The sequence below is a fragment of the Bacillus sp. LBA3-1-1.1 genome (assembly GCF_040676495.1).
Lineage (GTDB): Bacteria > Bacillota > Bacilli > Bacillales > Bacillaceae_G > Bacillus_A > Bacillus_A nitratireducens.
Map to the genome: position 1 here is coordinate 1 of NZ_JBEGIB010000008.1, position 15,194 is coordinate 15,194.

Sequence of the window (15,194 nt, forward strand, 5' to 3'; positions counted from 1 at the left end):
GTTCCTTCACCTGGTGTTTCCGTTCCTTCACCTGGTGTTTCCGTTCCTTCACCTGGCTCTTTTTGATTTGTAATTTGAAGTTTTATAGCTTCAATTTTTTGATTAGAAATCGTAAATCTGATTTCTTTATCAGATAAAGTGTATCCTTCTGGAGCCTGAACTTCTTTTAAAATATAATCTCCTGGCTCCAATTCTTTCGAAGTTACTTTACCATTTTTATCTGTTGTTAATGTGTCTATTTTTGTTCCGTCTTTCAAAATTTCAAAGACTGCGCCTGCTAATGTTTTATCTGTATCATTAGCATCTACCTTTGTAATTTCTACTTGGCCTGTAATTTTTTCTTTCACTTTTTCATTCAATACTTCTTGTTTTGCTACTTCATTTGCAACAATGTTTACTTCTACTGTTACTTCTAGCGCTTTATAACCTTCTGGCGCTTTCGTTTCTTCTAACGTGTATTTTCCTGGTACTACGTTTTCGAATTTCACAACACCATCTTTATTTGTTGTTTTCGCTTCTCCAACTACTTGACCAGCTTCGTTCTTTAACTTAAATTCCGCACCTGCTAGAACTTTTCCACTTTCTGCATCCTTCTTGATTACTTGTAAGCTTCCTAGTTCTTTTGCGTTTTCTACTTGTACTTGTACTACTTTGTTCGCTTCCACAACGACTTCAATTTCTTCTTTTAACAACTTATACCCTTGTGGTGCTTTCGTTTCTTTCAATGTGTATTTTCCTAGTTCTAATTTCTTAGAGATTACTTTACCTGTTTTATCTGTTCGTAATGTCTCTACTTTTTTACCATCTTTATACACTTCAAATTCTGCGTCTGATAATACTTTCGCTTTATCATTTGCATCTACTTTTACGATTTCGAATTGACCAAGGCTCTTACTATTCGTTACTTTTACATCAATAACTTTTTCACCATCAACTGTTGCATGAATTACTTGTTTTGTTAACTCATAACCTTCTGGCGCTTTCGTCTCTTCTAACGTATATTCACCCGGCACTAGTCCGTCTACTTTAACAGTTCCAGACTCATCTGTTGTAATTCCTTCTTTTACAACATTTCCTTTCACATCTTTCAATGTAAATTCTGCGCCTGCTAAACGTTTCGCTTGATCTTTATCATCCGTTTTAATAATTTGTAGAGAACCTAAGACTTTTTCATTTTCTGCCTCTACTTTTACTATTTCGTTCTCATTTTGAATTGTTACTTTCCATTCTTTATTAGAAAGCTTGTAACCTTCTGGTGCTTTCGTTTCTTTCACTGTATATTCACCTAATGGTAATTTCGGTGACATCACTTTTCCACTCTCATCTGTTTTCAGTTCCGCTACCTTTTTGCCATCTTTATACAATGCGAATTCTGCACCTGATAACACTTTCGTTTTATCATTCGCATCTACTTTTACGATTTCAAATTGACCTGTTACTTTTTCGTTCATAACTTCTTGTTTTACTACTTCATTCGCTACAACGTTTACTTCTACTGTTACTTCTACTGCTTTGTAGCCTTCTGGTGCTTTCGTTTCTTCTAACGTGTACTTTCCTGGCACTAAGTTTTCGAATTGGACTACACCATCTTTATTCGTTGTTTTCGCTTCTCCAACTACTTGACCACTTTCGTTCTTCAGTCTAAATTCCGCGCCTGCTAGAACTTTTCCACTCTCTGCATCCTTTTTGACTACTTGTAAGCTTCCTAGCTCTTTTGCGTTTTCTACTTGTACTTGTACTACTTTGTTCGCTTCCACAACGACTTCAATTTCTTCTTTTAACAACTTATATCCTTGTGGTGCTTTCGTTTCTTTTAATGTGTACTTTCCTGGTTCTAATTTCGTAGAGATTACTTTACCTGTTTTATCTGTTCGTAACGTATCTACTTTTTTACCATCTTTGTACACTTCAAATTCTGCATCGGATAATAGTTTCTCTTTATCATTTGCATCTACTTTTACGATTTCAAATTGACCTGTAGCTTTTTCAACGATCTTTTTATTCAACACATCTACAGTCACTGTTTTATTAGCAGCTACATCAACATGAACTAAACTAGATGATAGTTCATAACCTTTTGGTGCTTCAACTTCTTTTAATGTATATGTTCCAACTGGAAGTTGTTTCGATAAAGCTTCACCTTTACCATCTGTAATAATTGTTTCGACAACGTTCCCATCTTTATCTATAACATCAAACTTTGCACCTGGTAGAAGTTGACCAGATTCACTATCTTTCTTCAATATTTTAAATTGACCATTCTCTACTTTTTTCGTATTCTTCATAACAATTTCAATTACCTTTGTATTATCAATTGTTACTTTTACTGGTGTATCAACTTTTATATATCCTTCTGGTGCACTAATTTCTTTTACAAAATAGTCACCAAGTGGTAAATCTTTAACTTCCGCAATACCCTTTTCGTTTGTTGTAACAGTAGCCACAACATTATTCTCTTTGTCTATAACATCAAATTTTGCGTCTTTTAAAACAATGTTTTCATCGCTTTCATCAACTTTTTTAATTTGTAAATTTCCTTTTTCAGCTGCCGGCTTTTTCCACTTCGGCCAGTTAAATTTAAAATTATGAACCTCAAATCCATCTCTTTGGTGTAATCCTCCAACAAAGGCTTGTCCATTAATAGAACCACCTTTTGTCTCTACAACAGCATTAGGCGCAAACACACTACCTACTACACCATATCCTTTAGTTGTTATCTTTGTAGCATTAGGGAACACCCAAATGACCTTACTAGCTAACTCAGTAAAAGATGAATTAGGATCATATGCTTGAGATGTATTAATTAAGTCTGTTGCCATCCCAGTATTTCTTGTATCATACAAAATTGCACCACTAGCAAAATTAACTGTTTCCGCATCTGAGTAAATAACAATAAAATCCTTGTTATCTACATTCGGAAGAAAAACATCTTTTACATCAAACGTTTTCTCTCCTGTTAACCCTGAAGAAACATAAATATTAGGATTTTTTACATCCTCACCAATTCCAAAGCTCATATTCGGTTTTGGTTTATCAGTGTGTAATTGGCCCGCATCCCCAATTACGCCATCAACGTCTTTTCTAAATTCTTTAAATTTAGCATCAATCTCCGCTTGCTCTTTATAAGCGATACGGTCATATGATGTTTTCATTGCGCCTTCTGGGTCACCGTCTTTTGTCATCGCCACTGTTCCATCTTGGATAATTACTTGTCCTGCTCCCGCTTTCGTAAATTGACCACCTAATAATAACGATGGATATCCTTCATCTACCCATGTTGCTCCAGCTAAGTTGTTCGCTCCAGTTGCAGCCGCTAAGACTGTATAACTTGATGCATTCATATTTTTTTGAACAGCCATCGCACCTTCAATATCCGCACTTGTTGCACTATGATCTCCAAAAATGATGGCGTTGTAATAAGATACGTCACCTAAACCTTTTAATTCTGTTGTAGCCGCCTCTGCTTTAAATGGTAAATGGATTAAAAAATTCATACATACTAGTAATACAACTATTAAACTACTACTTATTTTCTTTACTTTTTGATTAAATGATTTCCTCAAGAAATTCATTCCCCCTTTTAAACTTTTTAAAACCACAAAAAGAAGCACATTTTATATGTACCAAGTCTTACTCACATTAACTTAAAATAATCCATTTAAATAAAACAAAGAAATTCTACAACTAATTAATAAAATTACTACAATTCATTTTTGAAATAATACATGAACTAAACTATCATGCGGAAATGTTTTTACGTACGGGAGCCCAATAAAATTAATCTGAAGAATATTTCACGTGGTGTAACTACTTTGGCAACATCATCCACTTTACAACATTTTCCTAGAGTATTCAAGTGAATTGTATAGACTTCATACACAATTCACATTTTAAAATGCTTTCATTCATTTTAATAAGTTCAACAAAAAAACGTAGCCAAAAAGCTACGTTTTCCTTTCATCATTTCGGTGTATGTTTATGATTCTTTAAAAATGGAAGCGGAAATTGCTTACGGAAATGCTCTTTAATCATATATTCTACGCCGTTCTCAGTATTCGAACGTGTAATCCAGTCAGCGGCTTGCTTTAATTCTACAGGAGCGTTCCCCATCGCTACCCCGAGCCCAACACTTTCAATTACCTCTAAATCTTCTACGCTATCCCCAATCGCAACCATTTCACTAAGGTGAATATTTAAATGCTCCCCAAGTAATTGTAACCCGCGTAACTTTGATACATTTTGCGGCAAGATTTCTATTCGTTTCGGGTCACACTCAACATACTGTATATCTTGGAATGCTTTTCTTAGCGTAGTTAGCCCTCTTTCTTTTTCACCTTTACTATGGAAAACAACATCAATTTTTGGCGCCGCTACCGGATGATCACGAAGCGCATCACCTAACGAATCTACAAATTGAACTGGATAAAATAACGGATCTGCGCTTGATAGTACAGTACGCGCAATTAAGTTAGGTGTATTTCTCTCACGATTTCCGATTGAAAACCGTTCATGAGAAATGCGTACGTTACAATCAAAGTGCTCTAACACTTGCACAATATTAAAAGTCTTCTCTTCGGATAATCTCTTTTGAATGTACGGTTTATCTAGCGTTGCTGAAACGAAAGCACCACCGTGTGTCACTAATATAGAATCTAATTTTAACGCCTTTGCTACTTTATGAGCGGATTGAAAATTACGACTCGTAAATAATGTAACGTATACATCTTTTCTTTTCACAAATTCAATTGTTTCTCGTAGCCCTTTTGCGATTTTTCCGTTGTTGTATAGTAGTGTCCCATCTATATTAAGAGCTAGTAAGCGATAAATCATGTCGCACTCCCCCTCTTCGCTGTTGTACTCTATCCATAATTTATGAAATAAATGTAGCAAATAGAACGAGTTAGAATTACTACTCAAAATTTGGTTTACTATATACATATACAACCAGCAAAGGAGATAGTACAATGCAGGCACCACCTTCTTTTTATGAAGGCGATACGTTAGAAGTCGCAAAGAAGTTACTCGGACATAAACTTGTTCATATTGCGGATGGAATAAAACGAAGCGGAATTATTGTAGAAGTAGAAGCATACAAAGGTCCAGATGATAAGGCCGCACATAGTTACGGTGGCAGACGAACAGATCGAACAGAAGTAATGTTCGGTGCACCCGGACATGCTTACGTATATCTTATTTATGGTATGTATCATTGTTTTAACGTAATTACAGCACCAGTCGGCACCCCGCAAGGAATTCTCATTCGTGCTCTTGAGCCTATAGACGGAATCGAAGACATGAAACTAGCGCGCTACGACAAAACCGATATTACGAATAAGCAGTATAAAAACTTAACAAATGGACCTGGAAAACTATGCCGCGCACTCGGAATCACTTTAGAAGAACGCGGGGTATCATTACAAAGTGATACATTGCATATTGATTTAGTTCCGGAAGAAGAACATTTATCATCCACACATAACATAATAGCTGGCCCTCGTATTAATATTGATTACGCAGAAGAAGCCATTCACTACCCATGGCGGTTTTATTATGAAAAGCATCCGTTTGTTTCAAAGTAAAGAAGCTATCCTATAAGTAAGTGAAACCAACTTATAGGATAGCTCTTTTTTTCATAATTCATCACACGTCGAAAAGCCGAAATCCGGGCTCGGATTTCGGTTTTGTTTCTATAAAAGAAACCGTTGTTCCTCCAACATTGCCAAATACAGTTCATCTCCACAGAGAAAATCTTAAAAGCATTATTTTTTTAATGCATAATAATTATCCAAATTGAATTTCGACATAATGAAAGTTCCTGTTGGCGTTAAAAGTTGTGACATAGATTGTATGACATGCGGTAATTTCGCTGGCTCAATGGGATGTGATAGTAGGATGTACTGAAATTTTTCATCTGTAAATACCTCATGTAACTTGTCATACGCAGCAGAAATTGTAGGAGCTATCCTATTTGCAAGAGCTGCCGCTTTTTCATTACTTTCTGCTCCGAATAAAGAAACTGCCTGATAACACCCTTTTATTTTTAATAAAGTGGCACCACATCCAGCTCCTATATGAAGAATATTTACTTGATCAGGCGCAAATCGCTCTAAAATCGCTAGTAAATCATAATGAATGTATAAACTTTCACCATAAAACCCCCATTTTTCATACAATTTTATATTATTTGCATGTAAAACTACGGAAAAGTTAACACTGTCTTCTCTCCACGATACACTTCCGTAGTGATGAATAAATGTATCTTTACATAAATACAATTTATATCCTTTTTCAAACATCCTTAGTGACAAATCATCATCTTCATAATTCCCCGGTGTAAATCGTTCATCTAATAATCCAACTTCATCTAACACTGATTTTTTTATCAGCATACAGAATCCAATTAATTTCATACGTTCTTCCCATTTATCTTTATCACTTTGATTATATAAAGTTGCAAACTTCTGCATTCCTTCAATATCTTTATAAAAGGTTGGTATAGCGGTATAGTAAGCGGCATTATTAGTTACGGGCCCTACCGCTCCAGTATCCTTACTTTCATATAAACACCGAATTAAGTTGCTTAGCCAATTTTCAGTTACGACCACATCATTATTTAATAATAGAATATTATCACCTTTTGCCTCTTTAATCCCCTGATTGCATCCCTTTGGAAAACCCATATTCTCCGCATTTTCCACTAGCATAATATCCGATTGTTTTTGTAACCATTCTACAGTACCATCTGTTGACGCATTGTCCACAACTATTAACTCATACTCTTGTTCCACTGTATAAGTTCTAATACTTTGGATGCATTCTTTTGTATATTGTAATTGATTATGAGTCAATATAATTATACTTGTGAGCATGAATCAAACTCCTCTCAACAGCCAAAATGATCATCTAGTATTATTAAATACTATTTTTTTGATAAACTATCAAAATATTTTCTATTATATTCAATGCTTGGATTATTAGGTATGAACTGCGCAGCTTGTTCGTTATGATAAATTGCCTTTTCATATTCTTTTATTCGATCATAACAAATACATAGTTGAATATGCGGCAACCATGTATGACATTCTTCTCGGACAAACGGAGAATCCTTTGGTCGTGGCCCGTCAATTGCTGCATGGTACCAATATATCGCTTTAGAATATTCCCCTTGTTGCAAAAATACACGTCCTAAGTGGCAACAAAGTTCTCCTCTAGGCGTGTCATACGTAAATGATTGCAAACAAGACTGTATAGATTTTTTTAAGTCCCCCAATTCTAAATAACATTCGGCTCTTTTTAAACAAGCTTGAATATTATCTTCAACCCAACCCTTTTCATCATCTAAAAATTTAGAATACCCCTTAACAGCCTTATCAAATAATCTGTGATCCCTACATTCATTTGCATAATAGTACACATCACGGGGACTAAATTCTTTTCCACTCTCAAGATGTTTTTCGTATATTTTTAAATTACGATTAGTATATGCTTTTATTTTTTTATGACTTACCCCTACATCACTATTTATAAGATTTCCATACACCTCTAAATATTCATGAACAAATCCATGCCATTGAAAATTTCTACTTCTTTTGACTAATCGATATCGCCTTAAAGAATGTGTTGGATTTCCTTCTATATCAAAAGTTAAATAATATTTCATAGATACTGCATCCGTACTACGATCTAACGTATTTTTTAACTGTAGAAATTTCTTTATATCTTCCGTATCTATTATGTCATCTGCGTCTAGCCAAAGAATATATTCTTTTGTAGCTTTAGAAAATGCAAAATTTCGTGCCGCTGAAAAATCTTCAATCCATTGAAAATCATAAACTTTCGCATCATACTTCTTCACAATTTCTTTTGTAGCATCTGTGGAACCTGTATCTACAATAATAATTTCATCCACAACACTTTTGACCGATTCTAAACATTTCGATATAGTTTGTTCCTCATCTTTTACAATCATGCATAAACTAATAGTAATCAAGTTTCCCATCATATCCCCCCTACCCTTTTGATGTATATGTTTGGGGAGAAATTTATATTTCTTTTGCTTCAAAATTGAGTTTTCATTTTACAAATGAAACATAATGAGGCGGTACGGGTGAATTCACGAGAAGATTGCGCATCAATAAAAAAAACGAAGCCTGAACAAGACTTCGTTTCTTATATAGAGAATACATGATTTCGATTCCTTTTACTCCGCACCTTCCGCAGTCGCAATATCATTCTCTAAGTTTTCTCTCGATAATTCAGCTGCCATAAAATCAGCTGTTTCCGGAAGTGCTAAATGCATATGAGATTTTTGGCAAATTTGGATCGTACAGTTTTCTACAACATAATCGAAAACATGTCCGCCACCATTTCTCTCATCATCAATGTAATGTAAGTGGAAACCAGCTACACCAATACCTTGCGCGTAATCTGGTGTCCAAAATCCAGCAAGTGTACCTTCTGTATCTTTAAATGAAAAAATCGGTTGTGATTTCGTCACTTCAACGAGCGGCGTATACGGTTTTTCTTGTCTTGGAACGGTTCTCGTTCTCACTTCACGGAACGTACCATCCATTCGAATCGCATAAAATAAATTTTTACTTGGCATTAATTCATGTAATAACGCTTCAACTTCTTCACGATTCATCGGACGCTCTACCGTATAACTCATTTCTTTTTCAAAAAACGTTACAGTCGCAAAAGGTGTTGTTTCTTCCGGTTCTACTTTTTCCGCTGAACCATCTGAACGTAAATGGTAAAACTCATTATCAAACGCAATCATTTCACCATCTAATTGATCAAATGTACCGATGCCGAAATCACCACGTTCTTTCAATTCCTCAAAGTTAATAACACCATCATATATACCATCTAATAGCGCAAGCATTGTAGATGTCTGATATACTTCATTACTCGTTTTCGTTCTTTTTGCATCAATATCAATTAATTGCGCAACATTCATCTCACTCATGCCCCCCATTAGTTTAATTGGTTCGGTAATAGTTTTTCGCTTAATTTAATGTTGTCACGGTAATCGATTGGAATATCAATAATGACAGGACCGTCTGCTTCTAATGCCGTTTTCAATACATCTTCTAATTCATCTGGTGTATTAACACGAAGACCTAACGCCCCGAAACTTTCCGCATATTTCACAAGATCAACATCCCCAAATTCTGTAGCTGATGTTCTGCCGTATTTCATCATTTGTTGGAACGCAACCATATCGTACGTACCGTCTCTCCATACGAGATGGACAACAGGCGCATTTAAACGTACCGCTGTTTCTAATTCCATCGAAGAGAATAAGAAACCACCATCACCTGACACGGAAACAACTTTCTTGCCCGGTTCAACTAAAGTAGCGGCAATTGCCCAAGGTAGTGCAACACCTAACGTTTGCATACCGTTACTAAATAATAGTCTACGTGGTTCATAAGAACGGAAACATCTTGCCATCCAAATAGAATGTGAACCGATGTCACATGTAACGGTTGTATCGTCACTAATTAAAGAACGAAGTGTACGAATGACTTGAAGTGGATGCGTAACACCTTCTGAAGCACGGTTTGGAACTTCTGCTTGCTCTGATAATTTCGAGCGTAATCGTTCTAAAACTGCTTCTGATTTCGTATTTAATACAAGCTTTGGTAATTTCTCTGCGATGCTATTTACAGTTAAAGCGATATCGCCAATTAATTCACGCTCTGGTTGGTAATCATGATCGATATCCGCTTGGTGGTCATCAAGATGAATAATCGTTCTGTCTCCAAGTTTATTCCAGAATTTCGGATCATACTCAATTGGGTCATAACCGATTGAAATAACAAGATCTGCTTCTTCTAGTAAAATATCACCTGGTTGGTTACGGAATAATCCAACGCGGCCGAAGAAATGATCTTCTAACTCACGTGAAATCGCGCCAGCTGCTTGATATGTTTCAACGACAGGAAGTTCTGTATCAGCAATTAATTCACGAACCGCTTTCGTTACTGCATTCGTGCTCGCTCTCATACCGAGTAAAATAACTGGTAATTTCGCTGATTTTATTTTTTCTACTACATATGTAATTTCATGTGTGGGAGCGATTCCAAGCTGTGGCTTAGAAAGTGCACCGATAGACTCTACAGTCGTTTCCGCAGTCATAACGTCTTGCGGAAGACTTACTAAAGTAGCTCCTGGATTTGTGGAAGTCGCACTTCGGAATGCATTTGATAGCGCTTCTGGCACATTATCAGGATGCTCTACTTCTACGCTATATTTTGTGATTGGTTCGAATAGTGCAGCATTATCCATAGATTGGTGCGTACGTTTTAATCGATCCGTACGTGGAACCGCACCAGCTAAAGCAACAACGGGATCACTCTCCGCATTCGCAGTAACAAGACCTGTCGCTAAATTCGATGTCCCTGGTCCTGAAGTTACAAGACACACACCCGGTTTTCCTGTTAATCTACCAATAGCAGCTGCCATAAATGCTGCGTTTTGTTCATGACGACAAACAATTAACTCTGGTCCTCTTTCTTGCAGTACATCAAATACAGAGTCAATCTTTGCTCCTGGAATACCGAAAACATGTGTAACACCTTGTTTAATTAAACAATCAACAACAAGATCTGCTCCTTTTGTTTTTGTCTTCACGTCGTTTGCTTTTACACCTGTACTCAAACTAATCATCCCTTTATTTCATAATGTGTGTAATAAAGATTTTTATCTTATATACTTCACCACATTAATTAACATGGTGTAATATATCTCGATTATCATTATAGTACAAATGCATTATTTTTCCAACGATATGGATTTGACAGTTTTTTGACAAACAAAAGGAAAACCCTTACATTTTTCTACAATAAAAAAGACGCCCCTATACTAGGAGCGTCTTCTCTTATTACGCTTGTTGTTGCGCGTTATATAATTCTTCAAGTGGCTTCATGATAATTTTGTTAACGTCAGTGATAACGATGTTTAAACGTTGCTCAGTTTCCATTAACTTTGTAATTTTAGCATCTTGTTGAATGCGAGCTACAACTTCTTGTGCTTTTTGGTTATCTTCTTCAGTGATTTCTTGACCTTGCATCATTTTTTGTTGTAGGCCAAGTTGCATTGTACGGAACTCATCGAATAAGTTCTTTGACTCTGCATCTCCTTGTACTGCTGCGTAGCTTGCTTTTAAAGTTTGGAAATCTTCGTTTTCAGCGATTGTTTTTTGTAATTCATATGCAACATCATGAATGTTTTTTGTCATTTTATTTTTCCTCCTTTAGAAGGCTAGCGCTTTTCGCTCGCACTGCCTTTTAAGTGCATTTACATACGCACCTCTTCTTACCATATCAAACTATGCAAGAGATGTGAAGAAATTTCACTTTTATTTCTATGTATTCGCTTTTATTACCTAAGGAACAGAAGTAACACCCCTTGCACAAGTCCAATCATTCCTCCTAATAATGCCCCTAAATACGTAATCATTTTCAATTCGTTTTTCGTAATAGACAGAACTAGGTCTTCTAATCTCTCCGTTGAAAATGTAGAAACTTCTTGTTGGACAATTTCCGCAAGGTGTAAATTCTTTAGTATGCTCTCTACATTTTCTGTTCCCCACTTCAAGCCTTTCGTTACTGCACTTGGGACGATCTTTTCAATGATTGTTTCTCGAACTGGTTCACATACTTGCTGCACAGACTGATTTAAAAATTTACTCACTGTTTCCTCTACTTTAACTGCTGACAGTATGGATTTCACAATCATTTCTTTCTCTACAAACGTTTCTAATTCTTTTACATCTCTTCCTTTTAACTTTTCCCACTCTTTTTGCAGTACATCAGTTAAAAGCTTTTTCGTGCCATCTTGTCCTAAAAACTTAATGACTTCTGGCTGTACTCGATCCACCAAACTGACATTCCCTAAAAACATTCCGACTAAGTTAAGTAGCGTTCCCCTGGAAGCAAAGAAATCATCAATCATTTTTGAAAGACGACCTTTCCCTTCTTCACTTTCAAAAAAGCGAATTCCTCGATCTAAAATAAACGCCGATACATTCGGAATCGCATTCTCTACTTTTTCATGTATAGAATGAGGTAAAGCTTGTTCCCATGTATATGTATAGTACTCTGCTAAAAATGCCTGAATTTTTTCTGTGATCACATGTTCAATTTTTTGAGTAGCCTCTTCTTCTACATGTGCCAAGTTCCATTTTTCTAACATATGTCGTAACGACTGTTCATTCGTAATTGCTTGATCCACTTCCACTTGTGCCCAGCGAATTAAACTGGCTTGAAACTCTTCATTTGTTAATTTCTTTCCGATTCCTTCCGGTGTTAACAAATGTTCTACAACCATTTTCCCTAATTGAACAGCAAGCTCATCGCGACGCTTCGGAATTAACCCTGGCGTAAATGGAACTTGAAACTTTCCAACATAAATCGGACGATGGGGACGGAATAACATTTTTATTGCTAAATGATTTGTATATCCTCCAATAATCGCCCCGAGTCCTGTCGTTGTTAACATATTCAACCATATATTCATCATAATCAACCTTTCACTTCTACAAAACTATAGCATATCGTCATACGGACAAAAGTATAATGGTATAAAAATGTATTTGCAATATATAGCTTCGCCTATTATGCAAACATCTTGTTAACAAAGGAGTGATTTCGTTGGTTCTTGGTCTTTTAACTTCTAAATTTCATCACGAGCAAATGTATTACACCGAAATCGCTAAGCGAGCTCGTCTGTATCATAACGTCGTTGCTCAATTCACACCGTTTAGCATTGATTCAAAGACAGATCTTGTTTCTGGTCTTATTTACGATACAGATACAGGAAATTGGATAGATCAAACCTTTCCCATTCCTTCATACATATATGATCGCTGTCATTTCAAAGAAGATAAAGAATTCCAACAAGCAAAATCGATTATTCATTCATTACACAAACGTTCCTCGACTACTTTTTTAAATAACACACTTATTAACCCAAGTGATTTACACAATCTTTTTCTTACTAATAAACGTCTTTCCCCTTACATTCCAAAAATAAAAAAAGGAACGGTACAAGGAATTTTCAAATTACTACTAGAAACAAGAGATATCATTATAAGACCAATCAATATACATTCTAATGAAAATTTATATCGAGTCACTTACCAACATAAAACATTTCATATCGATACAATAAATGAACAGCATCGTACTTCTACTCAATTCAAACGGACAGATGACTTTATATCATGGTGCCAATCGAACATACACTCATCCCGTTATATGATTCATCCAATGTTACATCCTCCAAATCAACTATCATATCCGATTCATATTCGAACTATTATGCAAAAAAATAAAGAACAGAATTGGGTAGTGCTCGGTCAATTCATACAAAAAGCTTCATTCCCAGCACAATTTTTACTTTCCGTAACAGAGCGTTCCATGCTACATCCATTTTCCAAAATTAAATATTTGCTTTCTTCAACTGGTGTTCAATTATTGAAAGATGCTTTGCATGATGTTGTAAATGAAGTGTTTAAAACACTCGATCAGTCCTATTCGTCATTATTTGAATTAGAGCTTTCTACCATTATGGATCAAAAAGGTGCCATTTGGCTTATGTACGTTAATACGATGCCTTCTTACGAAGTTTATACTAGGTACAACGACGAACTGGCTGAACAAATTTTTCATGGTCCATTAAAATTTAGCCGATTTACACCATAACGAAAGGAGGAGACCCCCGTTGAAAGAGCACATATATACATTAAGTATTTCAGATGAGCATCCAAATAGTATTACTTTACCTTACGTTTTTTCTATTACACCGCCAATTACATCCCTTTCCTTTGGCTTACGTTATATTGCATGTGAGAATATTAAAATTCATTATTCATTCACGCGAGAAATTATTATTGGCGAACAGATTGCAGCCGATCTTTTACTACCGCATTCAGCAACAATCCATGCCTTCTTACACAATCAAACCATTGTTTTCGGCCCATTAATCGGGATTTTCACAACTGGCTTTAACGATGATTCTAATTCTCCTTTAGGGAGTCGTTCCATCTCTCTCGGTGAGTTATTAACACCACCATTCACATTGCAGCCATTTGTCTTTGTCTTTGGCCTTCAACATATAAACTGGGAAGAGGAAACAATTGAAGGGTACTTCTTTCAAGATAGCAAATGGGTAAAAAACAAAGTCCCTTTACCAAATGTCATTTACGACCGTTTACCAAATCGCCAAGCAGAAAATTACAAACCTATCATAAGAGCAAAAAAACGATTAGAAAGCGACTATGCGATTCCATGGTTTAATCCCGGTTTTTTCAACAAATGGGAAGTGCATCGACTTCTTATGAAAGAAGATTCAATGAAACCATTCTTACCAAAAACAGAAGTATTTCAACACTTTGAACAAGTAGAACGACTTCTCGGTACGTATAAGTACATTTATATGAAGCCGATACATGGTAGCTTCGGAAGAAACATTCATCAAATACTCTATTCTCAAACTGAAAATCGCTACTATTGTCGTTATCGTGAAAATGACCAAAATAAACTAAGAAAGTATCAATCATTAGAAGCACTTCTTAACCATGTGTTAAAAGGACATGATTTAAAAAAGTTTATCGTACAACAAGGTATCTCACTGCTCCGCTTCGAAGGGCAACCCGTCGATTTTCGCATTCATACAAATAAAAACCATTTTGGTAATTGGGTAGTCAGTGCAATCGTCGCAAAAATCGCCGGCAAAGGTAGCTTAACAACTCATGTAAATAGCGGCGGTGATACGAAATTACTTCAGGAACTATTTCCTGATTCAACAAAGCAAGTTCAAATTGAAAATAAACTAAAACAAACAGCCTTACAAATCAGTTATGCGCTTGATGGGCAAGTAACCGGGAACATTGGAGAGATTGGTTTCGATATCGGTTTAGATACAGCGGAAAATCCGTGGTTATTTGAAGCAAATTCTAAACCGGGGCGAACTGTATTCCAAGATGAAAAGCTAAAAGAACAAAGCGAGCTTACGCGCCAATTATTTTATGAATATGCCATCTATTTAACTGAACACTCTTTGCGCGATTCGAAAGAAAAAATATCTCAAATACAATCAAATCCTGCACCTAACACTGACAATATCCCGTCCCCTATGATTAACTCACAAATAAAAAAACAAAAACTTCCACCTCACTCATAAGG

General features: G+C 35.9%; 11 protein-coding genes. 3 read left to right on the top strand and 8 right to left on the bottom strand.

Annotation, left to right across the window (positions count from 1 at the left end):
- Together MRBLBA3_RS08435 and MRBLBA3_RS08440 are read right to left on the bottom strand one after the other, a co-directional pair.
- The coding region (locus MRBLBA3_RS08435) for an MSCRAMM family protein (RefSeq protein ID WP_363380805.1) at positions 1 to 3,563 on the bottom strand (3,563 nt) is incomplete at its 3' end.
- A 397-nt stretch (positions 3,564 to 3,960) separates the two neighbouring features.
- On the bottom strand, positions 3,961 to 4,830 hold the full coding sequence (locus MRBLBA3_RS08440; protein ID WP_363380808.1) for a Cof-type HAD-IIB family hydrolase: 870 nt from the start codon (positions 4,828 to 4,830) through the stop codon (positions 3,961 to 3,963).
- A 134-nt stretch (positions 4,831 to 4,964) separates the two neighbouring features.
- Between MRBLBA3_RS08440 and MRBLBA3_RS08445 the strand changes: the two genes are divergently transcribed.
- Entirely contained in the window at positions 4,965 to 5,579 is a 615-nt protein-coding gene (locus MRBLBA3_RS08445) for a DNA-3-methyladenine glycosylase (RefSeq protein WP_363380811.1), read from the top strand.
- Positions 5,580 to 5,759: 180 nt separating this feature from the next.
- On the opposite strand, the gene MRBLBA3_RS08450 is transcribed toward MRBLBA3_RS08445, so the two are convergent.
- The 6 genes from MRBLBA3_RS08450 to MRBLBA3_RS08475 all read right to left on the bottom strand — a co-directional run bounded on the left by MRBLBA3_RS08450 (position 5,760) and on the right by MRBLBA3_RS08475 (position 12,525).
- A complete protein-coding gene (locus MRBLBA3_RS08450) occupies positions 5,760 to 6,869 on the bottom strand; it encodes a glycosyltransferase family 2 protein (RefSeq protein ID WP_363380814.1) in 1,110 nt (369 codons plus the stop codon).
- 50 nt (positions 6,870 to 6,919) lie between these two features.
- Complete coding sequence (locus MRBLBA3_RS08455; protein WP_098323146.1) at positions 6,920 to 7,999, bottom strand: tetratricopeptide repeat-containing glycosyltransferase family 2 protein; 1,080 nt, start codon at positions 7,997 to 7,999, stop codon at positions 6,920 to 6,922.
- Positions 8,000 to 8,200: 201 nt separating this feature from the next.
- Positions 8,201 to 8,959 (bottom strand): alpha-acetolactate decarboxylase, encoded by a 759-nt coding sequence (gene alsD / locus MRBLBA3_RS08460; protein WP_044738399.1) that lies wholly within the window; start codon positions 8,957 to 8,959, stop codon positions 8,201 to 8,203.
- A 17-nt stretch (positions 8,960 to 8,976) separates the two neighbouring features.
- Positions 8,977 to 10,665: an acetolactate synthase AlsS gene (gene alsS / locus MRBLBA3_RS08465; RefSeq protein WP_000103525.1), complete on the bottom strand. Its 1,689-nt coding sequence runs from the start codon at positions 10,663 to 10,665 to the stop codon at positions 8,977 to 8,979.
- Positions 10,666 to 10,888: 223 nt separating this feature from the next.
- Positions 10,889 to 11,245, bottom strand: coding sequence for a YlbF/YmcA family competence regulator (locus MRBLBA3_RS08470; protein WP_000164622.1), 357 nt, complete (start codon positions 11,243 to 11,245; stop codon positions 10,889 to 10,891).
- A gap of 143 nt (positions 11,246 to 11,388) precedes the next feature.
- Positions 11,389 to 12,525, bottom strand: coding sequence for a DUF445 domain-containing protein (locus MRBLBA3_RS08475; protein WP_033658275.1), 1,137 nt, complete (start codon positions 12,523 to 12,525; stop codon positions 11,389 to 11,391).
- Positions 12,526 to 12,659: 134 nt separating this feature from the next.
- On the opposite strand from MRBLBA3_RS08475, the gene MRBLBA3_RS08480 reads away from it, so the two are divergent.
- Both MRBLBA3_RS08480 and MRBLBA3_RS08485 read left to right on the top strand, forming a co-directional pair.
- On the top strand, positions 12,660 to 13,712 hold the full coding sequence (locus tag MRBLBA3_RS08480; protein ID WP_000242808.1) for a YheC/YheD family protein: 1,053 nt from the start codon (positions 12,660 to 12,662) through the stop codon (positions 13,710 to 13,712).
- Positions 13,713 to 13,731: 19 nt separating this feature from the next.
- Positions 13,732 to 15,192: a YheC/YheD family protein gene (locus MRBLBA3_RS08485; RefSeq protein ID WP_000658126.1), complete on the top strand. Its 1,461-nt coding sequence runs from the start codon at positions 13,732 to 13,734 to the stop codon at positions 15,190 to 15,192.
- Positions 15,193 to 15,194 lie beyond the last annotated feature (2 nt).